Consider the following 26,537-nt stretch of genomic DNA (forward strand, 5'->3'; position numbering starts at 1 on the left):
TTAGGCCAAAGCTATGATCCGTATTTCCGATTCTGCACAAGCGCACTTTGCCAAACTGCTGGCAAATCAGGAAGAAGGGACGCAGATCCGCGTGTTTGTGATCAATCCAGGCACTCCGAATGCAGAATGTGGTGTCTCCTATTGTCCGCCAGACGCGGTGGAAGCAACTGACACTGCCCTTAAATTTGACCAGCTCACGGCATATGTTGATGAGCTGAGCGCGCCGTATCTTGAAGATGCGGAGATCGACTTCGTCACCGACCAGCTGGGCTCGCAGCTGACGCTGAAAGCGCCAAACGCCAAAATGCGTAAAGTATCTGACGATGCCCCGTTGATGGAGCGCGTAGAGTATCTGCTGCAATCCCAGATCAACCCGCAGCTGGCCGGTCACGGTGGTCGCGTTTCCCTGATGGAAATCACCGACGAAGGCTACGCAATTCTGCAGTTTGGCGGCGGCTGTAACGGTTGTTCCATGGTCGATGTGACCCTGAAAGAAGGGATCGAGAAGCAGCTGCTGAACGAGTTCCCGGAACTGAAAGGCGTGCGTGACCTGACCGAACACCAGCGCGGCGAGCACTCTTACTACTGATTCATTGCCCGTCTGTATTGCCCGGTGGCGCTGCGCTTACCGGGCCTACAAAAATAGTGCGGTCTGATGCCCTCACCCCGCCCTCTCCCACGGGAGAGGGTGAAAACATTAAAAACGGTAACCTTGCGGTTACCGTTTTGCGTTTACCTCCATATGTTGACCTGCGTCTCATAATTTAAATTTTGCCCTCCAGGGTGATTCTCAATCACATCATGTTACCCGTATCATTCTCATGGGCACTAAACACACTCATAACAGCCGACTAAACTAAATAGTTTCCAAGGTATCAGTATTAGTGCCGTTAACCACTCTGTTCCCAGTTGGGACAACCGGAACGTGTCGTTGAAACAATGACGTTACCCATAACAATTCAAAGGCCAGGTAAATCATGCCATTAGTCATCGTTGCTATCGGTGTTGTGTTATTACTGCTCTTGATGATCCGTTTCAAAATGAACGGGTTTATCGCTCTGGTTCTGGTGGCACTTGCAGTCGGTCTGATGCAAGGGATGCCGCTGGTCAAAGTTATTAGCTCCATTAAAGCGGGTGTCGGCGGCACGCTCGGCAGCCTGGCGTTGATCATGGGCTTTGGCGCCATGCTCGGCAAAATGCTGGCGGACTGCGGTGGCGCACAGCGTATCGCCACCACGCTTATCGACAAATTTGGTAAGAAGAACATCCAGTGGGCAGTTGTGTTAACCGGTTTTACCGTCGGTTTCGCACTGTTCTATGAAGTGGGCTTCGTGCTGATGCTGCCGCTGGTCTTCACCATTGCGGCGGCGGCGAGCATTCCGCTGCTGTATGTCGGTGTGCCAATGGCAGCAGCGCTGTCCGTGACGCACGGCTTCCTGCCACCGCACCCGGGCCCAACCGCTATCGCCACCATTTTCCACGCCGATATGGGTAAAACCCTGCTGTTCGGTACGATTCTGGCCATCCCAACCGTGATTCTGGCAGGCCCTGTTTATGCCCGCTTCCTGAAAGGCATTGATAAGCCGATTCCGGAAGGTCTGTACAGCGCGAAAACCTTCACCGAAGAAGAAATGCCTGGCTTTGGCGTCAGCGTCTGGACCTCTCTGGTCCCGGTGATCCTGATGGCGATGCGCGCCGTGGCAGAGATGGTTCTGCCGAAAGGTCACGCGTTCCTGTCCGTTGCTGAGTTCCTCGGCGACCCGGTGATGGCCACACTGATTGCTGTGTTGATCGCGATGTTCACCTTCGGCCTGAACCGCGGTCGTTCCATGGATCAGATCAACGACACGCTGACCTCTTCCATCAAAATCATTGCCATGATGCTGTTGATCATCGGCGGTGGCGGTGCGTTCAAGCAGGTTCTGGTCGATAGCGGTGTGGATAAATACATCGCGGCCATGATGCATGAAACCAACGTGTCGCCGCTTCTGATGGCCTGGTCTATCGCCGCAGTTCTGCGTATCGCGCTGGGTTCTGCAACCGTTGCGGCAATCACCGCGGGCGGTATCGTTGCGCCACTGATTGCCACCACGGGCGTCAGCCCTGAGCTGATGGTTATTGCCGTCGGTTCCGGTAGTGTGATTTTCTCACACGTGAACGACCCGGGCTTCTGGCTGTTCAAGGAGTACTTCAACCTGACTATCGGTGAAACCATCAAGTCCTGGTCCGCGCTGGAAACCATTATTTCGGTGTGCGGTCTGGTCGGGGTGCTGCTGTTGAATATGGTGGTCTGATGCCATAAGTCGGGTGGCGGCTTCGCCTTACCCGACCTACTCGCTCCATGTAGGCCCGGTAAGCGTAGCGCCACCGGGCAATAAAAAAACCGCCACTGGCGGGTTTTTTTATCACTTCTTCGCGACTGCTTTTCGCCGCTTATCCAAATCCTTAATCAGCCTGTTCACCCCGTCATCAGCAAACATCGTCTCAAGCGTGGTGGATAACTTGCGGCGCCAGTTCTTGTACTGATAGCTGGTGCCCGGGATGTTCACCGGCTCCGCCATATCAATCCAGTCTTCCGGCTGCAGGCCCAGCAGGGCGCTGTTGCTGTCGGCAATGTAGCGCTGCAATCCGCGGTTGAGCGTCGGCGTCATCGACATCAGCGACGCTTTATGCCCGGCGCGTTTCGGCAGACAGCCGTGCTTATGCAGTGCATCCAGCAGACCCTGCTTCGCCAGCTCGCGATCCTGATACAGGCCGCGAAGGACATCTTCATCCGGATAGAGACCCAGGGTTTTACCGAGCGTCAGATCGCCGCTTTCCCAATAGCCACGAAGCGTAGGAAGGTCATGCGTCGTCGCGACTGCCATTGACTGTTCAGGGTACGCTTGCGGCGCGCGGAAGGTTTTCTCATGGTCGTTTTCAAAATAGAGCACTTTATAGGAGTAAACGCCGCTGTCGCGAAGCTTACTGACGATTTCTACCGGCACGGTACCGAGATCTTCGCCGATCACCATGCACTGATGGCGCTTGCTTTCCAGCGCCAGGATCGACAGCAGATCGTCAACCGGATACTGAACATACGCCCCGTGATCGGCCGTCTCACCGTAGGGGATCCACCACAGGCGCAGCACGGACATCACGTGGTCGATACGCAGCGCGCCGCAGTTCTGCATGTTGGCGCGCAGCAGGTCGATAAACGGCTCGTAGGCACGCGCCGCCATCACGTGCGGATCCATCGGCGGCAGGCCCCAGTTCTGGCCGAGCGGGCCCAGAATATCCGGTGGTGCGCCTACGGAGGCCTTCAGGCAGTACAGCTCACGGTCACACCAGGTTTCCGCCCCGCCTTCTGCCACGCCAACGGCCAGGTCGCGATACAGACCGATCGGCATCTTATAGCCCTGGCTCACCTGCCAGCAGTCGGCAAACTGGCTGTACGCCAGCCACTGCAGCCACAGGTAGAAGTCCACTTCATCGGCGTATTTTTTACAGAACGCTTTGACTTCAGGCGTGTCGACGGATTGATACGCCTCCGGCCAGACCGGCCAGCCCCAGCGCATTTCGTCCTCTTTCACCTGATACGCATGCAGCGCATCGAACGCCGCCTGCCAGTAGAGGCTCTCGCCCTCCTGCGCCACAAACTGACGGAAGGCGGCCATCTCCTCGTCATCACGCTGAGAAAAGCCTTTCCACGCCAGACGCAGGGCAGCCATCTTCAGCGCCGTCACGGTGGAATAGTCCACCCAGTCTGCTTCGCGCGCCTGCTTCAGCGCCTGCTGAGTGGTGCTAAGTGCCCACCACGCCTGCGCTTCCGGGCTGTTTTTGAAATCGTCTAACGCATTCACGTCGATGTAAATCACGTTCAGCCAGCGACGGGACGACGGGCTGTACGGGCTGGCACTCTCCGGGTTAGCCGGATAGAGGGCGTGGATCGGGTTGAGGCCGATAAACGCGCCGCCGCGCTCCCCCACCGATGCCAGCATCTTTTTCAGGTCACCAAAATCGCCGATGCCCCAGTTGCTGTCAGAGCGCAGGGTGTAGAGTTGCACGCAGGCCCCCCACAGCTTTTTGCCTTCGAGCAACGCCTGCGGCCCATAACAACGTTTTGGCGCCACGATCAACCGGCAGTGAAAGCGCAGCTCGTCCTGGGTGAGCGTTAGGGTGTGGTAACCCTCCGGCAGCTTCGCCGGAAGGGTGAGTGCTTTGCCGCCGGTGGCGTGGCCCTTGTGCTGATGTCCCTCTTCGGTGGTCAGCAGCCAGGTAAACTCGCCGCGTCCTTCCACCGCCAGCGACATCTTTTTGCCCGCGGTGAAGACTTTAACGTTCGGTACCGGCGTGGCCGACGCTTTCGCGTCGGTTTTGTGCATGGCATCCAGCAAACGTCTTTTGGTGTCGGCGCCAATAGACTGTGGTTTGCCGTGAGCATTAATGTAACTGAGGCTGATCCCCGCCGCCTGCGCGGCACTGTCCAGACGTTTACTCTCCATCGCGCTTCCTTAGCGTTTTGCCTGCCAGATACGAGCCTGATAATCACGGATTGAACGGTCAGAGCTGAACATTCCGCAGCGGGCGGTGTTCAGAATGCACGCCCGGGTCCACGCTTCCTGGTCACGGTACAGCACGTCGACCTGTTTTTGCGCTTCCACGTAGGCCGTGAAGTCCGCCATCACCAGATACGGGTCGCCACCGTGTTTGTCCATGCTGTGCAGCATCTGGTCAAACGCGTGCTTATCGCCATCGCTGTATTTACCGCTTTCCAGCTCTTTCAGCACCGCATCCAGCACTTTGTCCTTCTTACGCCATTTCACCGGATCGTAGCCTTTGGCCTTGAGGGCTTTCACTTCTTCAACCGTATGACCAAAGATAAAGATGTTCTCTTCTCCGACCTTCTCGGCAATCTCTACGTTCGCACCGTCTAGCGTACCAACAGTCAGCGCGCCGTTCAGCGCCAGCTTCATGTTGCCGGTACCAGACGCTTCTTTACCCGCGGTCGAGATCTGCTCGGAGATATCCGCCGCCGGGATCAGCATCTCTGCGGCAGAGACGCAGTAGTCCGGCAGGAACACCACTTTCAGCTTGTCGCCCACTTTCGGATCGTTGTTGATAGCCGCCGCCACTTTATTGATGGCGAGGATAATGTTTTTCGCCAGGTAGTAGCCCGGTGCCGCCTTCGCGCCGAACAGGAACACGCGCGGCACGCGGTCAGCCTGCGGATTCTCGCGGATCTCTTTGTACAGCGCGAGGATATGCAGCAGGTTCAGATGCTGACGTTTATATTCGTGCAGACGCTTAATCTGGATGTCGAAAATGGCGTTCGGGTTAATCTCGATACCGGTACGCGCTTTCACAAACGCCGCCAGACGCACTTTGTTATCCCGCTTGATGGCGCGGTATTGTTCGCGGAACTTCGCGTCGTCTGCGTATTTTTCCAGGTTGATCAGCTGGTCCAGATCGTTGGCCCACTCTTTCTTCAGCGTTTTGTCCAGCAGACCGGCCAGCAGCGGGTTGCACTGTTTGATCCAGCGACGCGGCGTGATGCCGTTGGTCACGTTATGGAATTTGGTCGGCCACAGCTGGTGATATTCCGGGAACAGGTCTTTCACCACCAGATCCGAGTGCAGCGCCGCCACACCGTTCACCGCAAAGCCGCTCACCACGCACATATTTGCCATGCGCACCTGTTTGTCATGCACCACGGCCAGCTTCGCCCAGACCGCTTTGTTGCCCGGCCAGGTTTTATCCACCAGCGTTTTAAACTGGTCATTGATCTTGTTGATGATCTGCATATGGCGCGGCAGCAGCGTTTTCACCAGCTTCTCGTCCCAGCACTCCAGCGCTTCTGGCATCAGGGTGTGGTTGGTGTAAGCAAAGGTGCGGCTGGTGATCGCCCAGGCATCATCCCAGCTCAGCTGGTGCTCGTCGATCAGCACACGCAGCAGTTCAGGAATAGCGATGGTCGGGTGCGTGTCGTTAAGCTGAATCACTTCAAAGTCAGGCAGCTGTGCCAGCTTGCGGCCCGCCAGGTGGTGACGACGCAGAATATCCGCCACGGAGCAGGCGCACTGGAAGTACTGCTGCATCAGACGCAGTTTCTTGCCCGCCAGATGGTTGTCGTTCGGGTAGAGCACTTTGGTCAGCTTCTCGGCGTCGATGCCCTGCTGTTCGGCACGCAGGAAATCGCCGTCGTTAAATTTGGTCAGGTTAAACGGATGCGCATGCTTCGCCTGCCACAGACGCAGCGGTTGCGCCACGCCGTTACGGTAACCGAGCACCGGCAGGTCCCAGGCTTCGCCGATAAACGTAAATGCCGGTTCCCAGAGACCCTGTTTTGATACTTTACCGCCAATGTTCACCTGCACATCCAGCTGCGCGTTGTGGCGGAACCACGGGTAGGTGTTACGGTGCCAGTCGTCCGGCGCTTCCATCTGATGCCCGTCTGCAAATGACTGACGGAACAGACCGTATTGATAGTTCAGGCCGTAACCAATGGCCGACTGCCCAACCGTTGCCATCGAATCGAGGAAACAGGCCGCCAGACGTCCCAGACCACCGTTGCCCAGCGCCGGGTCAATCTCTTCTTCCAGCAGGTCGGTCAGGTTAATGTCGTGTTCTTTCAGCACATCCCCAACCTCCTGATACCAGCCGAGGTTCAGCAGGTTGTTGCCGGTCAGACGACCGATCAGGAATTCCATCGAGATGTAGTTGACGTGGCGCTGACCTTTTACCGGTTTTGCCAGAGGTTGAGCATCCAGCTGCTCTGCGAGCGCACCGCTCACCGCCTGCCACCACTGGTGAGGCGTCATCTCGTTTGCAGCATGAAGGCCAAAACGCTGCCACTGACGCGTCAGGGCAGCCTGGAATTGAGCTTTGTTGAAGGTAGGCTGTGACATAGGGGATCGGCATCCTTTAGAAAGAAAACACAAGTTGGCGCTAGTGTGCCTGGCTCATTTCTCCTCTTCCTCCTCCCGCAGGGGATTAGGCAGGGAGGAGTAGCGGGGATGAGCATAAAAGTGTGATCGAGGCCACTCTGAGAGCATAGTCGGAGTGTGTCAGGAAGATAAAAAGATAACCGGGAAGCGTGTCAGGAAAATGAAATGCAGTTTCGGGTGAAATTAAAACGCGCTGAAATGATTACTTACGTAGAATAATATTTCTGCAACCGGGTCAGACGAAGAAGATTATTAATTTCACTAAACTTTACCCCGCGTTTATTAAATTTGACGTCACTATACCTTTCTGAAACCAGTTTCAGCGCAGCCGCAGCACAGCCATACAAGCCAGCATTGACGCGGCATCACAGCCCTTTCCAGAAAGTTCCATCATCTCTCTGAATGTTTTGTGACAGAGTGCAAATTCAGAGCCACCAAAACCAGACATAACTTGCAATAGTTCTCTTTCTGGCCGACCTTATATCTATTAATTACGAAGCGCAAAAAAATAAATTCTCTCGTTCCCCACAGTGAAGTGAAACCTATGTTGATTCCGTCTAAATTAAGTCGCCCGGTTCGTCTTGACCATACAGTGGTCCGCGAGCGTCTGTTGGCTAAACTTTCCGGCGCGCATAATTTCCGACTGGCGCTGGTTACGAGTCCTGCAGGTTATGGAAAAACAACGCTCATTTCGCAATGGGCCGCAGGTAAAAGCGATCTTGGCTGGTACTCCCTTGATGAGGGCGATAACCAGCAAGAACGTTTTGCCAGCTATCTGATTGCCGCCATTCAGCAGGCCACCAACGGGCACTGCGTGGCCAGCGAAGTGATGGTGCAAAAGCGCCAGTACGCCAGCCTGTCCTCCCTTTTCTCTCAGCTGTTTATTGAACTGGCTGAGTGGCACCGCCCGCTTTACGTGGTCATTGATGATTATCATCTGATCACTAACCCGGTGATCCATGAGTCCATGCGCTTCTTCCTGCGCCATCAGCCGGAAAACCTGACCCTGGTGGTGCTGTCGCGTAACCTGCCGCAGTTGGGCATTGCCAACCTGCGCGTGCGCGATCAACTGCTGGAAGTGGGTAGCCAACAGCTGGCCTTTACCCATCAGGAAGCCAAACAGTTCTTTGACTGCCGCCTGAACTCACCGATTGAGGCCGCTGAAAGCAGCCGCCTGTGCGACGATGTCGCCGGTTGGGCGACAGCGCTGCAGCTGATTGCCCTCTCCGCCCGGCAAAATAACAGCCCGACGCATCAGTCCGCGCGTCGCCTGGCGGGGATCAACGCCAGCCATCTTTCCGATTACCTGGTGGATGAGGTGCTGAACAGCGTCGATCCTTCGACCCGCCATTTCCTGCTGAAGAGCTCCCTGCTGCGTTCCATGAACGACGCGCTGATTGTGCGCGTCACCGGCTGCGAAAACGGTCAGCTGCAGCTTGAAGAGATTGAACGCCAGGGGTTGTTCCTGACGCGGATGGACGATCCCGGCGAATGGTTCAGCTATCACCCGCTGTTTGGCAGTTTCCTGCGCCAGCGTTGCCAGTGGGAGCTGGCGACTGAATTGCCGGACATCCACCGGGCTGCCGCTGAGAGCTGGATGGCGCAAGGCTTCCCGAGCGAGGCTATCCATCATGCGCTCGCCGCCGGTGATGCCGGCATGCTGCGCGATATCCTCCTCAACCACGCGTGGGGGTTGTTTAACCACAGCGAACTGACGCTGCTGGAAGAGTCGCTGAAAGCGTTGCCGTGGGAGAGCCTGCTGGAGAACCCGCGTCTGGTGCTGCTGCAGGCCTGGCTGATGCAGAGCCAGCACCGCTACAGCGAAGTGAATACCCTGCTGGCGCGTGCCGAGCAGGAGATGGAAAGCGATATGGATACCACCCTGCACGGCGAATTTAACGCCTTGCGGGCCCAGGTAGCAATCAACGATGGCGATCCGGAAGAAGCAGAGCGGCTGGCAATGGTCGCGCTGGATGAGCTGCCGCTGGCCAATTTCTACAGCCGCATTGTGGCGACGTCGGTACACGGCGAGGTACTGCACTGCAAGGGTGAGCTGACGCGCTCCCTGTCGCTGATGCAACAAACCGAACAGATGGCCCGCCGTCATGATGTCTGGCATTACGCGCTGTGGAGCCTGATCCAGCAAAGCGAAATTTTATTTGCTCAGGGGTTCCTGCAGGCGGCCTGGGAGAATCAGGAAAAGGCGTTCCAGCTGATTCGCGAACAGCATCTTGAACAGCTGCCAATGCACGAGTTCCTGTTGCGTATTCGCGCCCAGCTTCTGTGGGCGTGGTCGCGCCTGGATGAAGCAGAGAGCTGTGCCCGCCAGGGCGTAGAGGTGCTTTCCGGCTTCCAGCCGCAGCAGCAACTGCAGTGCCTGGCCCTGCTGGTGCAATGCTCGCTGGCGCGTGGGGATCTGGATAATGCCCGCAACCACCTGAACCGTCTGGAGAACCTGCTCGGCAATGGTCAGTATCACAGCGACTGGGTTTCGAACGCCGATAAGGTGCGGGTGATATACTGGCAGATGACGGGGGATAAGAAATCCGCCGCCAACTGGCTGCGCCAGACGCCAAAACCTGAATTTGCAAATAACCACTTCCTGCAAAGCCAGTGGCGAAACATTGCCCGCGCGCAGATCCTGCTCGGTGAGTTTGAGCCGGCTGAGATTGTGCTGGAAGAGCTGAACGAGAACGCCCGCAGCCTGCGTCTGATGAGCGATCTCAATCGTAACCTGCTGCTGCTTAACCAGCTCTACTGGCAGGCCGGGCGTAAAAATGATGCCCAGCGCGTACTGCTGGAGGCGTTGCAGCTGGCGAACCGTACCGGATTTATCAGTCACTTTGTGATTGAGGGCGAAGTGATGGCTCAGCAGCTGCGTCAGCTTATTCAGCTCAACACGCTGCCGGAGCTGGATCAGCACCGTGCCCAGCGCATCCTGCGCGAGATTAACCAGCACCATCGCCACAAGTTCGCCCACTTCGACGAGAACTTCGTTGAGCGCCTGCTGAACCATCCGGAAGTGCCTGAACTTATTCGCACCAGCCCGCTGACGCAGCGCGAATGGCAGGTGCTGGGGCTTATCTATTCAGGCTACAGCAATGAGCAGATTGCCGGTGAGCTGGCGGTGGCGGCAACCACCATCAAAACGCATATCCGCAATCTGTATCAGAAGCTGGGCGTGGCGCACCGTCAGGATGCGGTGCAGCATGCGCAGCAGTTGTTGAAGATGATGGGGTATGGGGTGTAGGTTTGTGCGGGCTGATGCCCTCACCCCGGCCCTCTCCCACAGGGAGAGGGAGAAAGGCGTCTCAACATAACTCTAACTGCACATTATTATCTTTAATCACCTGCATCACGCCCGCCGGTGGCATCACATCGGTATAAACCGCATTTACCATGCTGATGCTGCCCATGTTGACCATCGCGTTACGGCCAAATTTGGAGTGGTCCACCACCAGCATCACGTGACGTGAGTTTTCAATGATCGCGCGCTTGGTGCGCACCTCGTGATAATCAAACTCCAGCAGTGAGCCGTCGCTGTCGATGCCGCTGATCCCCAGAATGCCGAAGTCGAGACGGAACTGAGAGATAAAATCGAGCGTCGCTTCGCCAATGATGCCGCCGTCGCGGCTGCGCAGTTCGCCCCCGGCGAGGATGATGCGGAAATCATCTTTCTGCATCAGGGTATTGGCCACGTTCAGGTTGTTGGTCACGATGCGCAGGTTTTCGTGATCCAGCAGCGCATGGGCGACCGCTTCAGGCGTGGTGCCGATATCAATAAACAGCGTCGCCCCGTTGGGGATTTGGCTCGCCACTTTACGGGCAATGCGCTCTTTCTCTGCCGTCTGCGTGGCTTTGCGGTCATGCCACGAGGTGTTAACCGAACTGGACGGCAGTGCCGCCCCGCCGTGATGGCGCAAAATACGGTTTTGATCGGCAAGATCGTTCAGGTCGCGGCGGATGGTTTGTGGGCTGACGGCAAACTGTTCCACCAGCTCTTCGGTGCTGACGTATCCCTGTTTTTTTACCAGTTCGATAATGGCGTCATGACGTTGTGTTTGTTTCATGAAATATCCCTGGGAATTATGTTCGTTTTCGCGCATGGAGCGTGTCGGCAAACGCCATTGCCAGCCCGACGGCAAGCCCGGTGACGTGTGCACCATTGGCGATAGACATACCAAACAGATCAAACCATCCGGCAATTAGCCATATTAACGCAAAGGTTATCAATCCGCGCTGCAGATAGATGCCACTTTCGGGGTCGCGCTCGCCTCTGAGCCAGACATAGCCCATCAGGGCATACACCACGCCGGATAAACCACCGAACCACGGGCCGCTGAATTTATGCTGCACATAGCCGCTCAGCAGGGCGCTGATAAGGGTGATAACAATCAGCTTGCCGCTGCCCAGACGCTTCTCCACCGCGCCACCGAGATACCACCACCACAGCAGGTTAAAGAGAATATGCATCACCGAGAAGTGCATCAGCGCGTGGGTGAAATAGCGCCAGACGTCAAAATCGAGAGACGGGTCGTACGGCCACGCAAGCGCGATCATCACGCTCTGGTCGCCCACCACGTTCATAATGATGAAGACGATAATGCAGGCCGCCATCAGTAGCAGCGTAAACGGACCTGCGCGCTCGCGAATGGTGGCAAGGAAGGGGAAGCGCCGATAGTGCAGTCCGCTCCCCGTCTGCCCCGACTGCCAGCTCGCGGCCAGATAGCGAGGGTCGCCGGGATTCTCAAGAAAGCGGGCCAGTTCCGCATTCACGCGATCGGCCTGGCTTTCATCCGCCAGCCAGACATCGGTTTTCGTGTGCTGCTGAACGGTCAGGATGATGCCCTGGGTTGCCATATAGTCGACAAACGCCTGGGCGACGCGCGGATTGGTAAAAGAGGTGATCATCAACATGGGCGGCGGTCGCTTATTTCCACACAAAAGGGGACAGTATAGCGGGATCAGCGCTCAAAAGCGTATTCCACTTCTGCCGGGAAATGACGATGCCAGGCATCGAAACCGCCGTCGACGCTGTAGACCGCATCATAGCCCTGCTGAATAAGGTACTGCGCCGCACCTTTGCTGCTGTTGCCGTGATAGCACATCACCATCACCGGCGTATCGAAGTCGTTATCGCGCATAAACGCGCCCAGCGTATCGTTGGTGAGGTGGAACGCTCCCGGGGTGTGGCCCATCGCAAAACTCTGCGGATCGCGGATATCCACCAGCACCGCCGTTCCCTGGTGCATCTTCTGGTGGGCTTCTTCTACGTTAATACATTCAAACTGATCCATGGTGTTCTCTTTCTGTTGTTCAGGTTGGGTGCGCTCTGATGCCCTCACCCCAGCCCTCTCCCACGGGGAGAGGGAGAAAAGTTAGTCGCACTATTTTACCCCGTAGTGTACGTCCTGGCGGCGGGTAAACGCCATTATGTTATCCATATCACTCTAAATTGTTTTTTTGATGTTACCAAAAGCGCGTTCCTTTGCTATTATGAGCGATATCGAACATTTCTGAGCTTTAACGAAAGTGCGTGAGGGTGTTATGGAAACCAAAGATCTGATTGTGATAGGCGGTGGCATCAACGGTGCCGGTATTGCGGCAGACGCCGCAGGACGCGGATTATCCGTACTGATGCTGGAAGCTAACGACCTCGCCTGCGCGACGTCGTCCGCCAGCTCCAAACTGATTCACGGTGGCCTGCGCTACCTGGAACACTATGAATTCCGTCTGGTCAGTGAAGCGCTGGCCGAACGTGAAGTGCTGCTGAAGATGGCACCGCACCTGGCCATCCCGATGCGCTTCCGCCTGCCCCATCGCCCGCATCTGCGTCCGGCGTGGATGATTCGAATCGGTCTGTTTATGTACGATCATCTGGGTAAACGCACCAGCCTGCCGGGTTCAAACGGTTTGCGTTTTGGCTCAGAATCGGTCCTTAAGCCTGAAATCGTGCGCGGTTTCGAATATTCCGACTGCTGGGTGGACGATGCGCGTCTGGTGCTGGCTAACGCACAGATGGTTGAGAAGAAAGGCGGCGAAGTGAAAACCCGCACCCGCGCCACCGCTGCGCGCCGTGAAAACGGCCTGTGGATCGTCGAAGCGGAAGACGTAGATACCGGCGAGAAGTTCAGCTGGAAAGCGCGCGGTCTGGTGAACGCCACCGGCCCATGGGTGAAACAGTTCTTCGACGAGGGGATGCATCTGCCATCTCCGTACGGTATCCGCCTGATCAAAGGCAGCCACATTGTGGTACCACGCGTGCACACCCAGAAGCAGGCCTACATTCTGCAGAACGAAGACAAGCGCATTGTGTTTGTGATCCCGTGGATGGACGAATTCTCCATCATCGGCACCACCGACGTGGAGTACAAAGGCGATCCGAAAAACGTCGAGATCGACGAGAGCGAAGTGAACTACCTGCTGAAGGTGTATAACGCGCACTTCAAGAAACAGCTGTCCCGCGATGACGTGGTCTGGACTTACTCCGGCGTGCGTCCGCTGTGCGATGACGAATCTGACTCACCGCAGGCGATTACCCGCGACTATACGCTCGATATTCACGACGTGGACGGTCAGGCACCGCTGCTCTCCGTGTTTGGCGGCAAGCTCACCACCTACCGTAAGCTGGCCGAGCACGCGCTGGAAAAACTGGCGCCGTACTACAAAGGCATTGGCCCGGCATGGACCAAAGGCGCGGTACTGCCTGGCGGTGATATCGGCGACAACCGCGATGATTACGCCGCGAAGCTGCGTCGTCGCTATCCATTCATCACGGAAGGCATGGCGCGCCACTATGCCCGTACCTACGGCAGCAACACGGAATTGATCCTGGGTGACGCGAAAGAGATTACCGACCTGGGCGAACATTTTGGCCACGAGCTGTATGAAGCCGAACTGCGCTATCTGGTGGAACATGAGTGGGTTCGCCGTCTGGATGATGCCATCTGGCGTCGTACCAAAGAGGGTATGTGGCTGAATGCCGAACAGCAGTCGCGTGTGGCGCAGTGGTTGCTGCAGCATGCGGGGAAGCGTGAGCTGTCGTTGGCGTCGTGATGTAAAAAAGCCGGGTGGCGGCTCCGCTTTACCCGGCCTACTCGATCCCGTAGGCCCGGTAAGCGCAGCGCCACCGGGCTTTGTTTTTACAACCGCACCGGATCAATATGCCAGATATTCTCGGCATACTCCTTAATGGTCCTGTCGGACGAGAAATACCCCATATTGGCGATGTTATGCATCGCGACGCAGGTCCACTTCTCCTGCTGACGATAAAGCTCGTCCACCCTGTCCTGACAATCCACGTAGCTGCGGTAATCCGCCAGCACCTGATAGTGGTCGCCAAAGTTAATCAGCGAATCCACCAGGTCCCGATAGCGCCCTGGCTCGTCTGGGCTAAACACCCCGGTGGCGATTTGCGTCAGCACCTGACGTAGCTCCTCATCCTCTTCGTAATACTCACGCGGCGAGTAGCCTTTCTTGCGCAGCGCCTCCACCTCTTCCGTGGTATTTCCGAAGATAAAGATATTTTCCGCCCCCACGTGCTCCAGCATTTCGACATTGGCCCCGTCCAGCGTGCCGATGGTCAGCGCGCCGTTAAGGGCAAACTTCATGTTACTGGTGCCGGACGCTTCCGTCCCGGCGGTGGAGATCTGCTCAGAGAGATCGGCCGCCGGAATGATCAGCTGCGCCAGGCTGACGCTGTAGTTAGGAACAAAGACCACCTTCAGCTTGTCGCCGATATCCGGATCGTTGTTGACCACCTTCGCCACATCGTTGATGAGGTGAATGATGTGCTTCGCCATGTAATAAGCGGACGCCGCCTTACCGGCAAAGATCTTCACACGCGGCACCCACTCCGCCGTCGGATCGGCCTTGATGCGGTTATAGTGGGTGATCACATGCAGCACGTTCATCAGCTGGCGCTTGTACTCGTGAATACGCTTGATCTGCACGTCGAACAGCGCTTTCGGGTTCGCCACCACGTTCAGATGCAACGCCAGCCAGACTGACAGACGTTTCTTGTTCAGCAGCTTGGCTTCTCGTACGGCTTTGTTCACCGCCGGAAAATCAATGTGCTGTTCAAGCTCGCTCAGCTGGCTGAGATCGGTTCGCCAGGTGCGGCCAATGTGCTCATCCAGCACCTCAGAAAGCGGCTGGTTTGCCAGCGCCAGCCAGCGACGCGGCGTGACGCCATTGGTCACGTTGCAGAAACGCGTCGGGAAGATCTTCGCAAAGTCCGCAAACAGCGACTGGACCATCAGGTTCGAGTGCAGCTCTGAAACCCCGTTCACCTTGTGGCTGATCACCACCGCCAGCCAGGCCATGCGTACGCGACGACCATTCGATTCATCAATGATAGAAGCGCGGCTCAGCAGGCCGGTATCGTTCGGATACTGCTCCTGCAACGTCTTGAGAAAGTAGTCGTTAATTTCAAAGATGATCTGCAGATGGCGCGGCAAAATTTTGCCGAGCATATCCACCGGCCAGGTTTCCAGCGCTTCGCTCATCAACGTGTGGTTAGTGTAAGAGAAGACCTGACAGGTCACCTCAAACGCGTCGTCCCAGCTGAACTTATGCTCGTCGATAAGCAGACGCATCAGCTCCGGGATCGACAGCACCGGATGGGTATCGTTGAGGTGAATGGCGGTTTTTTCCGCCAGATTGGCGTAGGTCTTGTGCAGCTGATAGTGACGGCTGAGGATATCCTGAATCGTCGCGGAGACGAGGAAATACTCCTGACGCAGGCGCAGCTCGCGCCCGGAATAGGTCGAGTCGTCCGGGTAGAGCACGCGGGAGACGTTCTCGGAGTGGTTTTTATCTTCCACCGCCGCGAAGTAGTCGCCCTGGTTAAATTTACCCAGGTTAATCTCGCTACTGGCCTGCGCGTTCCACAGACGCAGCGTATTGGTCGCATCGGTGTCGTAGCCCGGGACAATCTGGTCATAGGCGACGGCAAGGATCTCTTCGGTTTCCACCCAGCGGGACTTTTTCCCTTCCTGCTGAATACGTCCGCCAAACCGCACCTTATAGCGCGTATTGTGTCGTTTAAACTCCCACGGGTTACCGTATTCCAGCCAGTAGTCCGGGGACTCTTTCTGACGTCCGTCCACGATGTTCTGCTTGAACATCCCGTAGTCGTAGCGAATGCCGTAGCCACGCCCCGGCAGGGCCAGCGTCGCCAGCGAGTCGAGGAAGCAGGCGGCAAGTCGCCCCAGGCCACCGTTACCGAGCCCCGGGTCGTTCTCTTCGTCAATCAGCTCTTCTAAGTCCAGCCCCATCTCTTCCAGCGCGGTTTTAACGTCATCGTAAATACCGAGCGATAACAGCGCGTTAGAGAGGGTGCGGCCAATCAAAAATTCCATCGATAGGTAGTAAACCTGACGCGTTTCCTGCGACAGCTGGGCGCGGTTGGAGCGCAGCCAGCGTTCAACCATGCGGTCACGCACCGCAAACAGGGTGGCGTTGAGCCACTCGTGTTTGTTGGCGATGACCGGATCTTTCCCGATGGTAAACATCAGCTTATAGGCGATAGAGTGCTTCAACGCCTCAACGCTGAGCGTGGGGGAAGAGTAGCTAAAAGGAGCGTTCATATCAGTAACTTCGCCTCGTTACATCAAGCGTTGATAGAGATCGCGGTATGACTGCGCCGCAACGTGCCAGCTAAAGTCCATAGACATCGCCTGACGTTGAACGTAACGCCACAGCGACGGACGGGACCACAAGACGAAAGCACGCCGAATCGCCCGAAGCAGCGACCAGGCATTACTGTCCTCAAAGACAAACCCGCTGGCGATACCGTCCGCCAGGTTTTCCAGTGAGCTGTCAGATACCGTATCCGCCAGCCCGCCCGTGCGTCGCACCAGCGGCAGGGTGCCGTACTTCAGGCCGTAGAGCTGCGTCAGGCCGCAAGGTTCGAAACGGCTCGGCACCAGAATGACGTCCGCGCCGCCCATGATCCGGTGCGAGAACGCTTCGTGATAGCCAATCTGCACGCCCACCTGCCCTGGGTGTTCCGCCGCTGCCGCCAGGAAGCCTTCCTGCAATACCGGGTCGCCCGCGCCGAGCAGCGCCAGCTGTCCGCCCTGCTCCAGCAGTCCCGGCAGGGCCTCCAGCACCAGGTCCAGCCCTTTCTGGCTGGTCAGACGGCTCACCACCGCAAACAGCGGCACTTTGTCGTTGACCTTCAGCCCCATCGCAATTTGTAACTGGCGTTTGTTTTCCGCTTTGTCTTCCACGGAATCACGGCCATAGCGGGCCGCGAGCAGCAGGTCGGTCTCCGGGTTCCAGATCTGTTCATCGACGCCGTTAAGGATCCCCGACAAACGCCCTTCACGATGGCGCTGACGGAGCAACCCTTCCAGGCCGTAGCCGAACTCCGGCTGCGTAATTTCACGGGCGTAGGTCGGGCTCACGGCCGTGATGTGGTCGGCATAGTAAAGCCCGGCCTTCAGGAACGAGATCTGCCCGTTAAACTCCAGCCCGTGCATGTTATAGAACGACCATGGCAGATCGATGTCATTCATGTGATGGGCGTAGTACATGCCCTGATACGCCAGGTTATGCACCGTAAAGACCGATTTCGCCGGATGGCCGCGCGCCGCCAGATATGCCGGAGCGAGCCCCGCGTGCCAGTCGTGTGCGTGCACAATGTCCGGGCGCCAGAACGGATCCAGCCCTACCGCCATTTCAGCCCCAACCCAGCCGAGCAGCGCAAAACGCAGCACGTTGTCGGTATAGGCAAACAGGTTCGTATCGTGATACGGGCTACCTGGTCGGTCATATAAGTGCGGCGCGTCAATCAGGTAGATGCCCACGCCATTGTAATGTCCATACAACAGGGTAATGCGTCCGGCGAAGGTGTCACGGCGCGTCACCACCTTTGCATCGGGAATGCCGCGCCGGATATCCGGGAAGGCAGGCAGCAGGACTCGGGTATCTACTCCGCCAGCGATTTGCGCCGCGGGTAATGCACCAAGAACATCCGCCAGGCCGCCCGTTTTTAACAACGGGAACATCTCAGAACATACGTGTAAAACCTGCATCATCGCTCCTGTTTGATCTGCAGCTTCCGCAACATTTCCCGTGTGACTAACACGATCCCCTCTTCAGAACGGTAGAAGCGACGTGCATCTTCTTCCGCGTTTTCACCAATCACCATTCCTTCAGGAATGACGCAGGCACGGTCGATCACGCAGCGACGCAGACGACACGAACGCCCGACCCAGACATCCGGCAGCAGCACCGCCGAATCGATATTACAGAATGAGTTTATACGCACGCGCGGGAACAGCACCGACTGCACCACCACCGAGCCGGAGATAATGCACCCGCCGGAGACCAGCGAGTTCAGCGTCATGCCGTGGCTGCCGGAGCGGTCCTGAACGAATTTCGCTGGCGGCAGGGATTCCATATGGGTACGGATCGGCCAGTTCTGGTCGTACATATCCAGCTCAGGCGTGACGGAGGCCAGATCGAGGTTGGCTTTCCAGTACGCTTCCAGGGTTCCCACATCGCGCCAGTAAGGTTCCGCATTCGGATCTGACTGCACGCAGGACAGCGGGAAAGGATGTGCATAGGCCATGCCAGCTTTGGTAATTTTCGGAATGATGTCTTTACCGAAGTCGTGGCTGGAGTGTTCGTCTTTGTCGTCTTCTTCCAGCAGCTCATAAAGGTAATCTGCATCAAAGACATAGATCCCCATGCTGGCGAGCGATTTGGTGTCATCTCCCGGCATGGTTGGTGGGTTGGCCGGTTTTTCAACGAAGTCGATAATTTTATCGTCCGCGTCCACGTGCATCACGCCAAACGCCGTCGCCTCGGCAACGGGCACCGGCAGACACGCCACGGTGCAGCGCGCCCCTTTCTCGACGTGGTCGATGAGCATGTGGGAGTAGTCTTGCTTGTAGATGTGATCCCCGGCGAGGATCACGATGTACTCCGCGTTGTAGCGGCGAATGATATCGAGGTTCTGGGTCACCGCATCAGCGGTGCCGCGGTACCAGTTTTCACCGTGAACACGCTGCTGGGCAGGCAGGAGATCGACAAACTCATTCATCTCTTCGCTGAAGAATGACCAGCCGCGCTGAATATGCTGCACCAGGGTGTGCGACTGATACTGCGTAATGACGCCAATGCGGCGAATACCTGAGTTCAGGCAGTTGGACAGTGCAAAATCGATAATTCGGAACTTACCACCAAAGTGAACAGCCGGCTTGGCGCGCTTGATGGTCAAATCTTTAAGACGGGTTCCGCGCCCGCCAGCGAGGATCAGGGCAACCGTTTTTAAGGGGAGCTGGCGTGCCAACATTAAGGGATCGTTCTTCTCTAATCTAACCATGACTAACTCCTTTTTTATCATCTTTGGAATACGCACACTCCGTGCGCAGGCCCGTGCCAGACAGCCATTACTACCGGATTATCCGCTCCGGCAAAGGGGGGAACGGCGCGCCATTCCCCGTCAGGTAAAACAATCTCAGCGACGTCATCCGTCGCGTTCAGCGTAACCAGCCAGCGATCCGAAAGCAGGATCTGCAGGCGCGGTACGCCGTGTTGCCACTCTTGCGCGCTTAACGGTTGCGCGTCTTTATTCAGCCAGCGAACGTTGCCGTCGCCCTCCTCCCACCAGCGGTTGGCGGTGAGCGCGGGGATCTGCTGACGAAGGTGGATCAGCGCCGCGGTAAAGTGGATCAGGCCGCTGTTCGCTTCTCCCCAGTCGAGCCAGGTTAAGGTGTTGTCCTGGCAATAGGCGTTGTTGTTACCGTGCTGGCTGTGGCCATGTTCATCCCCTGCCAGCAGCATCGGCGTGCCCTGCGACAACAAAAGCGTCGTCAGCAGCGCATGCACGCTGGCGCGTCGCCGCTCAATAACATCCAGACTTCCGCCTAACCCTTCTATACCATGATTAAAGCTATGGTTATTGTTAGTGCCATCGCGATTCTCCTCGCCATTTGCCTCATTGTGTTTCTGATTGAAACAAACGCAGTCCCGGAGCGTAAAACCATCATGCGCGGTCACCAGGTTGACGGTAGCAGACGGTCGTTTGCCATCACGTTTAAACAGATCGCTGGAAGCGGCAAAGCGTCCGGCGAACTCCCCCAGCGACAGGCTTCTCTCCAGCCAGAAGCGGCGTACGGCATCGCGATAGTGGTCGTTCCATTCGGCAAACAGCGGCGGGAAGTTCCCCACCTGGTAGCCGCCTTCACCAATGTCCCACGGCTCGGCAATCAGCTTCACCCGCGAGAGCACCGGGCAGTTTTTGATCGCCTCAAACAGCGGCGCCTGCTGGCTGAACCCCGGCGTGCGGCCCATCACCGGCGCCAGGTCAAAACGAAAACCGTCGACGTGGAACGTTTCCACCCAATATTTCAGGCATTCATACGCAAAATGCGTCACCGCCGGATGGCTGAGGTTGAGCGTGTTACCGCAACCGGTCCAGTTGTGGTAATCACCATCCTCTCTGATCCAATAATAGCTACGGTTATCAATTCCGCGCATGGAGAGCGTCGGACCGTCGAGATCGCTTTCCGCGCTGTGGTTCAGCACCACGTCCAGAATCACTTCGATACCGGCCGCATGAAGCGCTTTCACCGCATCACGAAACTCGTCCCGCGCCTTGTCCGGGTGGACGGCGTAGCGGGGGTCGAGCGCAAACATCGCCAGCGGGTTGTAGCCCCAGTAGTTGCTCAGCCCCAGTCGCTGCAGGCGAGGCTCGCTGGCGAAATGGGCGATGGGCAACAACTCCAGCGCGGTGATCCCCAGATGTTTCAGATAGGCGATCATGGTCGGATGGCCGAGCGCCTTATAGGTGCCGCGCATCTCTTTGGGAATAGACGGATGGAGATAGGTCAGCCCTTTTACATGGGCCTCGTAAATCACGGTGTTGCCCCACGGCGTGCCCGGCGGGGCATCGTCTTCCCAGTCGTAGCGATCGCCCACCACCACGCTTTTTGGGGCCACGTGGGCGCTGTCGCGGTGGTCGGGTTCCCCGTAGCCGACGTGGAAAATCGGGTCGTCTTTAAACTCGCCGTCCACGCGGTGGGCACACGGGTCAATCAGCAGCTTTGCCGGGTTAAACCAGTGCCCCTGAGCAGGCGCCCAGGGACCGTGAACGCGAAAACCGTAATGCATCCCTGGCCGCCCACCGGCCAGGTAACCGTGCCAGGTATCCCCGGTGCGCGCCGGTAAATCGTAACGATGTTCGTTACCTTCCCCATCAAACACACAGAGTTCGACCCGCTCCGCGTGAGCAGAAAAGAGGGTGAAATTCACACCCTTTCCGTCAAAGCTCGCCCCGAGCGGTTCGGGTTTACCTGCCGTAAGCTGCGTCATTCGCCCTCCCGCACCAGCCAGATGGTACCGAGCGGCGGCAGCGTCAGGCTCAGGGAGTTGGGGCGCCCGTGGCTTTCGATGGCATCACTCTGGACCAGTCCGCCGTTACCGGCGTTACTGCCGTGGTAATGAATGGAATCGGTGTTGAGGATTTCGCGCCATTTACCGGCCTGATTAATGCCGAAGCGGTAATGATGACGTGGAACCGGCGTAAAATTACTGGCAACGATAATCTCGTTACCCGCTTTATCCCGGCGCACAAAGACAAATACCGAGCGCTCATGGTCGTCCACCACCAGCCACTCAAAACCGTACGGATCGAAGTCCAGCTCGTGCAGTGCTTTATGGTGGCGGTAGGTCAGGTTCAGATCGCGGACCAGCCGCTGCACGCCGTGGTGCCAGTTGTCAGCGCCCTCCAGCAGATGCCAGTCGAGGCTGGTATCGTGGTTCCACTCGCGCCCCTGGGCGAACTCGTTGCCCATAAACAGCAGTTTTTTGCCCGGGAAGGCGAACATCCAGCCGTAGTAGGCGCGCAGGTTGGCAAACTTCTGCCACGCGTCGCCCGGCATGCGGTCGAGAATGGATTTTTTACCGTGCACCACTTCATCGTGCGACAGCGGCAGCATGAAGTTTTCGGTGTAGTTGTAGAGCAGCCCGAAGGTAAGCTTATCGTGATGATACTGACGATAAACCGGGTCGAGCTTCATGTAATCGAGCGTGTCGTGCATCCAGCCCAGGTTCCACTTGTACCAGAAGCCCAGGCCACCCATTGACGGCGGACGGGAAACGCCCGGGAAGTCGGTGGACTCTTCCGCCATCGTCACCGCGCCCTCGACCTGCTCGCCAATAATGCGGTTGGTGTTGCGCAGAAACTCAATCGCTTCCAGGTTCTCGCGACCGCCATACTCGTTCGGGATCCACTCGCCCTCTTTGCGGCTATAGTCGCGATAGATCATCGACGCCACCGCATCCACGCGCAGGGCATCAATGCCGAAACGCTCGATCCAGTAAAGCGCGTTCCCGACCAGGTAGTTCGCGACTTCACGACGACCGTAGTTGTAGATCAGCGTATTCCAGTCCTGGTGATAGCCTTCGCGCGGGTCGCTGTGCTCGTACAGTTTTGTGCCGTCGAACTCGGCCAGCGCAAAATCATCCGACGGGAAGTGGCCCGGCACCCAGTCAAGAATGACGTTCAGCCCGGCGGCGTGTGCGGCATCAACGAAATAGCGGAAGTCGTCGCGCGTGCCAAAGCGGCGCGTCGGTGCGTATAACCCGGTGGGCTGATAGCCCCAGCTTCCGTCGAACGGATGTTCGTTAACCGGCAGCAGCTCCAGATGGGTAAAGCCCATCCATTTGGCGTACGGTACCAGCTGGTCAGCCAGCTCACGATAGCTCAGCCAGAAATTGTCATCGGTGTGGCGACGCCAGGAGCCGAGATGCACCTCATAAACGGAGATTGGCGCGTCGAAGCGGTTAGCCTGCTTGCGCTCTTCCGTCTGGACCACCTTCTCCGGCAGGCCGCAAATAAGCGAGGCAGTATTCGGGCGCAGCTCCGCTTCAAAGGCGTACGGGTCAGCTTTAATGCGCAGCTTGCCGTTGGCATCGATCATCTCAAATTTATAGAGCTGACCGTTATGCGCGCCGGGGATGAACAGCTCCCAGATGCCGGTTTCCCGACGCAGGCGCATGGGGTGACGACGACCGTCCCAGTAGTTGAACTGCCCGACGACGGAGACGCGCTGGGCGTTTGGCGCCCACACGGCAAACCGCGTGCCGGTAATACCATCCATGGTATCCGCATGGGCACCCAGCGTTTCATAAGGCCGCAGATGGGTGCCTTCGGACAGCAGCCAGGCATCCATCTCTTTTAAGAGCGGGCCAAAGCTATAGGGATCGTCAATCAGGTTTTGCTGACCGTGCCAGATGACGGCAAGCTGATAACGAAAGGGGTTTTTACGACGGGGCATGACGCCCGAGAAGAAGCCACGTGAGTCGAGGCATTCCAGATTACCCACCTTGCGGCCGGTTTTGGGTTCGATGACCCACACTTCTGTGGCATCCGGTAACAGCGCGCGAACTTCCAGCCCGGCCTCTGTACGGTGCATCCCTAGCACAGAAAAGGGGTCGGCAAAATGACCCGCAATAAGCGCATTAATCACGTCTCTCGAAATACGATCGGACATGGTATTCATCCTGTTTTTTTATGTCGCCCTTTTTATTCGCTCCGGGACGACTTTTAATGTGACCTAAACGGTGCAGCTCATCCTCTCTGCTCCGTCCTACCCTCAGGTGAGAAATAAATCTTCCTTAAAGCATAGCCAACGACGAGGTTCCTCCTGATAAAAAATAAGACATCTGCGTTTTACTCCATGTAGTACGCAAAAAAAGGGGGTGAAAATCACCCCCGGTAGTTAACAAATTATTACGCCAGCTGGCGCAGCATGCGGCGCAGCGGCTCTGCGGCACCCCACAGCAGCTGGTCACCCACGGTGAACGCGGAGAGGTACTCTGGCCCCATGTTCAGCTTACGCAGACGGCCAACCGGCGTGGTCAGCGTGCCGGTAACGGCCGCAGGCGTCAGTTCGCGCATGGTGATATCGCGATCGTTTGGCACCACTTTCGCCCACGGGTTGTGTGCGGCGAGCAGCTCTTCCACGGTCGGAATAGACACATCTTTTTTCAGTTTAATGGTGAAGGCCTGGCTGTGGCAGCGCAGCGCGCCGATACGCACGCACAGACCGTCAACCGGAATGGTGTTCGCGGTATTGAGGATTTTGTTGGTCTCCGCCTGACCCTTCCACTCTTCACGGGTCTGGCCGTTATCCAGCTGTTTGTCGATCCACGGGATCAGGCCACCGGCCAGCGGTACGCCAAAGTTATCGACCGGCAGTTCGCCGCTGCGGGTCAGCTCGGTGACCTTACGCTCGATATCGAGGATCGCGGACGCCGGATTTGCCAGCTCGGTCGCAACGCTCTGGTGCAGCTGGCCCATCTGGGTCAGCAGTTCACGCATGTGACGCGCACCGCCGCCGGATGCGGCCTGGTAGGTCGCCACGGAGACCCACTCCACCAGGTCCTGCGCGAACAGGCCACCGAGGGACATCAGCATCAGGCTGACGGTGCAGTTACCGCCGACAAAGGTTTTCACGCCGTTGTTCAGGCCGTCGGTGATCACGCCCTGGTTCACCGGGTCGAGGATGATGATGGCATCGTCTTTCATACGCAGCGAAGAGGCCGCGTCAATCCAGTAGCCCTGCCAGCCGCTTTCACGCAGCTTTGGATAGATTTCGTTGGTATAATCGCCGCCCTGGCAGGTCACAATAATGTCGAGTGCCTTCAGCGCTTCCAGATCGTAAGCATCCTGCAACGTCCCTGTGGTACCACCAAAGGACGGTGCAGCCTGGCCGAGCTGGGAAGTGGAGAAGAAGACCGGGCGGATAGCGTCGAAATCGCGCTCTTCAACCATGCGTTGCATGAGTACAGAGCCGACCATACCGCGCCAGCCGATAAAACCAACGTTTTTCATAGCATTTGTTTCCTGCAGAGGGTGTGTGCTGTTTGTGCAAGCCAGTATTGAACTGGGATATGCTTCACATTACAAAATGCTGCCAAAGTCGCAAGCGAAATTAATCGATGATTGCCCGGCAATCAGAAAAAGAGCTAATCATCCTAATAACCATAGAGAAATTCAGGGCTAATTTACATGAGTGAAATCATTTCTGCGGCGGTTTTATTGATCCTGATAATGGATCCACTGGGAAACCTGCCGATTTTCATGTCGGTGCTGAAGCACACCGAACCCAAGCGCCGCCGGGCGATCATGATCCGCGAGCTGCTCATCGCCCTGCTGGTGATGTTTATCTTCCTGTTTGCTGGCGAAAAAATTCTCGCTTTCCTGAATCTGCGTGCCGAAACGGTCTCCATTTCCGGCGGAATAATTCTGTTCCTGATTGCCATCAAGATGATTTTCCCGAGCGCGGAAGGCAGTAGCAGCGGACTGCCTGCGGGTGAAGAGCCGTTTATCGTACCGCTGGCGATCCCGCTGGTCGCCGGGCCGACCATTCTGGCCACATTGATGCTGCTGTCGCATCAGTATCCCAACCAGATGAGCCATCTGGTGATTGCTTTGCTGATTGCCTGGGGCGGAACGTTCATCATTCTGCTGCAGTCGTCGCTATTCCTGCGCCTGCTGGGCGAAAAAGGGGTCAATGCGCTGGAACGTTTGATGGGGCTGATTCTGGTGATGATGGCGACGCAGATGTTCCTGGACGGGATACGGGCGTGGATGAAGGGCTAGGTCAAAGCAAAATGGCCACTGCGTGGCCATTTTTAGTGTTTGCTCCCTCTCCCGTGGGAGAGGGCCGGGGTGAGGGCAACAGGCCGCACTCCTCAAAAATAATATTTCGTTTTGCGAGCCGCCTTCCAGAGCCTCTCTTGCCACCCGATCTTCAAAGCAGTATCTTCTTGCCGCGCCTGCAAAATCAGGCGTCAGGGTTGGTCCTCTGTTATCCTCATCCGTGATAAAATTTCTTTATCGCGTAGTCAGTTACACCTTAATGGTGGGCTGGACGGTGGCGCCGCAAGGCGCGCCGGTAGCTGATGAGGCCGGTAGGACCAACTCCGTTCAGTCCGCCACCAGTGAGGTTGGTCCCTCCTGTGGCGGTCCATTTTACGCATCAGAGGCGGTCTTATGACTACTACCCTTAGCTTTTCTCACTCCTTATTCACCACACCGTTCGATCACACCACCGACTTCACCGAGCAGGCAGACAACTGCGCGCGGTTTGTCGACGTGCTGGTTGAATGTGACGATCCAACCCAGAAGATGGCGCTGTGTGGACGACTTTCCGCCTGCCTCACCCTGCTTCAGCCCACGCTGCTTGAACCTGTGCCAGAATATTTAAAAGCCAGCCTGACGGTGGATGACCTGCCGTTGGACGTGCCGGTATTCGAACCGGAAGTTGATCAGTTAGGGCGATATTGCCAGCTGTTAACGCAAATGCTGTTAGCGCATTCGCTGTCAGAAAGCGATGAGAGAGTGGCGGGAGATCTGTTGCAGGAGTTGGTGCGATTTTTCAGCGATACGCTAAAAGCGCCGCGCTGGCTGCGCACAACGGAAGGCACAGTGCTGCTGTAAAAAAGCCGGGTGGCGCTTGCGCTTACCCGGCCTACGGGAACTGAGTTTTTTGTAGGTCGGGTAAGGCGAAGCCGCCACCCGACAAAATAAGATCTCTGCGGCCTGATGCCCTCACCCCACCCCTCTCCCACAGGGAGAGGGAGAAA

General features: G+C 57.0%; 17 protein-coding genes. 6 read left to right on the forward strand and 11 right to left on the reverse strand.

The features are described from left to right. Nucleotides 1–13 precede the first annotated feature (13 nt). Together nfuA and gntT are read left to right on the forward strand one after the other, a co-directional pair. On the forward strand, nucleotides 14–589 hold the full coding sequence (gene nfuA / locus ECL_RS23840; RefSeq protein WP_013099096.1) for a Fe-S biogenesis protein NfuA: 576 nt from the start codon (nucleotides 14–16) through the stop codon (nucleotides 587–589). A gap of 388 nt (nucleotides 590–977) precedes the next feature. Then, nucleotides 978–2,294 carry a gluconate transporter gene (gntT, locus tag ECL_RS23845; protein ID WP_013099097.1) on the forward strand — a complete coding sequence of 439 codons (1,317 nt, stop codon included), beginning with the start codon at nucleotides 978–980 and terminating at the stop codon, nucleotides 2,292–2,294. Between the two features lie 111 nt (nucleotides 2,295–2,405). Here gntT and malQ read toward each other — a convergent pair whose 3' ends face one another. Both malQ and malP read right to left on the reverse strand, forming a co-directional pair. Then, a complete protein-coding gene (gene malQ, locus ECL_RS23850) occupies nucleotides 2,406–4,484 on the reverse strand; it encodes a 4-alpha-glucanotransferase (RefSeq protein ID WP_013099098.1) in 2,079 nt (692 codons plus the stop codon). A gap of 9 nt (nucleotides 4,485–4,493) precedes the next feature. Then, a complete protein-coding gene (gene malP, locus ECL_RS23855) occupies nucleotides 4,494–6,887 on the reverse strand; it encodes a maltodextrin phosphorylase (RefSeq protein ID WP_013099099.1) in 2,394 nt (797 codons plus the stop codon). Between the two features lie 583 nt (nucleotides 6,888–7,470). On the opposite strand from malP, the gene malT reads away from it, so the two are divergent. Further along, nucleotides 7,471–10,176 carry an HTH-type transcriptional regulator MalT gene (malT, locus tag ECL_RS23860; RefSeq protein ID WP_038420753.1) on the forward strand — a complete coding sequence of 902 codons (2,706 nt, stop codon included), beginning with the start codon at nucleotides 7,471–7,473 and terminating at the stop codon, nucleotides 10,174–10,176. A 61-nt stretch (nucleotides 10,177–10,237) separates the two neighbouring features. On the opposite strand, the gene ECL_RS23865 is transcribed toward malT, so the two are convergent. The 3 genes from ECL_RS23865 to glpE are packed head-to-tail and all read right to left on the reverse strand — an operon-like array spanning nucleotide 10,238 to nucleotide 12,223. Continuing rightward, the gene (locus ECL_RS23865) at nucleotides 10,238–10,996 is read right to left on the reverse strand and encodes a DeoR/GlpR family transcriptional regulator (protein ID WP_013099103.1); all 759 of its coding nucleotides are present in this window, start codon (nucleotides 10,994–10,996) and stop codon (nucleotides 10,238–10,240) included. Nucleotides 10,997–11,012: 16 nt separating this feature from the next. Then, nucleotides 11,013–11,843, reverse strand: a complete 831-nt coding sequence (gene glpG / locus ECL_RS23870; protein WP_013099104.1) for a rhomboid family intramembrane serine protease GlpG — start codon at nucleotides 11,841–11,843, stop codon at nucleotides 11,013–11,015. Nucleotides 11,844–11,890: 47 nt separating this feature from the next. After that, complete coding sequence (gene glpE, locus ECL_RS23875) at nucleotides 11,891–12,223, reverse strand: thiosulfate sulfurtransferase GlpE (protein ID WP_014833569.1); 333 nt, start codon at nucleotides 12,221–12,223, stop codon at nucleotides 11,891–11,893. 250 nt (nucleotides 12,224–12,473) lie between these two features. Between glpE and glpD the strand changes: the two genes are divergently transcribed. Then, a complete protein-coding gene (glpD, locus tag ECL_RS23880) occupies nucleotides 12,474–13,982 on the forward strand; it encodes a glycerol-3-phosphate dehydrogenase (RefSeq protein ID WP_013099107.1) in 1,509 nt (502 codons plus the stop codon). 86 nt (nucleotides 13,983–14,068) lie between these two features. Here the strand turns inward: glpD and glgP are convergent, their stop codons facing one another. The 6 genes from glgP to asd form a co-directional block, all read right to left on the reverse strand. Further along, on the reverse strand, nucleotides 14,069–16,516 hold the full coding sequence (gene glgP, locus ECL_RS23885; protein ID WP_013099108.1) for a glycogen phosphorylase: 2,448 nt from the start codon (nucleotides 16,514–16,516) through the stop codon (nucleotides 14,069–14,071). Nucleotides 16,517–16,534: 18 nt separating this feature from the next. Continuing rightward, nucleotides 16,535–17,968 (reverse strand): glycogen synthase GlgA, encoded by a 1,434-nt coding sequence (gene glgA, locus ECL_RS23890; RefSeq protein WP_013099109.1) that lies wholly within the window; start codon nucleotides 17,966–17,968, stop codon nucleotides 16,535–16,537. Continuing rightward, on the reverse strand, nucleotides 17,968–19,263 hold the full coding sequence (gene glgC / locus ECL_RS23895) for a glucose-1-phosphate adenylyltransferase (RefSeq protein WP_013099110.1): 1,296 nt from the start codon (nucleotides 19,261–19,263) through the stop codon (nucleotides 17,968–17,970). The genes glgA and glgC overlap by 1 nt, the downstream gene beginning before the upstream one ends. A 17-nt stretch (nucleotides 19,264–19,280) precedes the next feature. Beyond that, nucleotides 19,281–21,254 (reverse strand): glycogen debranching protein GlgX, encoded by a 1,974-nt coding sequence (gene glgX / locus ECL_RS23900; protein WP_013099111.1) that lies wholly within the window; start codon nucleotides 21,252–21,254, stop codon nucleotides 19,281–19,283. Further along, the gene (glgB, locus tag ECL_RS23905) at nucleotides 21,251–23,437 is read right to left on the reverse strand and encodes a 1,4-alpha-glucan branching enzyme (RefSeq protein WP_013099112.1); all 2,187 of its coding nucleotides are present in this window, start codon (nucleotides 23,435–23,437) and stop codon (nucleotides 21,251–21,253) included. The genes glgX and glgB overlap by 4 nt, the downstream gene beginning before the upstream one ends. Nucleotides 23,438–23,676: 239 nt before the next feature. Beyond that, a complete protein-coding gene (gene asd / locus ECL_RS23910) occupies nucleotides 23,677–24,780 on the reverse strand; it encodes an aspartate-semialdehyde dehydrogenase (RefSeq protein ID WP_013099113.1) in 1,104 nt (367 codons plus the stop codon). 177 nt (nucleotides 24,781–24,957) lie between these two features. On the opposite strand from asd, the gene yhgN reads away from it, so the two are divergent. Together yhgN and ECL_RS23920 are read left to right on the forward strand one after the other, a co-directional pair. After that, nucleotides 24,958–25,551 (forward strand): NAAT family transporter YhgN, encoded by a 594-nt coding sequence (gene yhgN, locus ECL_RS23915; protein ID WP_003861574.1) that lies wholly within the window; start codon nucleotides 24,958–24,960, stop codon nucleotides 25,549–25,551. A gap of 393 nt (nucleotides 25,552–25,944) precedes the next feature. Next, nucleotides 25,945–26,391, forward strand: a complete 447-nt coding sequence (locus ECL_RS23920; protein WP_013099115.1) for a hypothetical protein — start codon at nucleotides 25,945–25,947, stop codon at nucleotides 26,389–26,391. Nucleotides 26,392–26,537: the final 146 nt, after the last annotated feature.

Origin of the sequence: Enterobacter cloacae subsp. cloacae ATCC 13047 (assembly GCF_000025565.1) — a bacterium.
GTDB classification, from domain to species: Bacteria; Pseudomonadota; Gammaproteobacteria; order Enterobacterales; family Enterobacteriaceae; genus Enterobacter; species Enterobacter cloacae.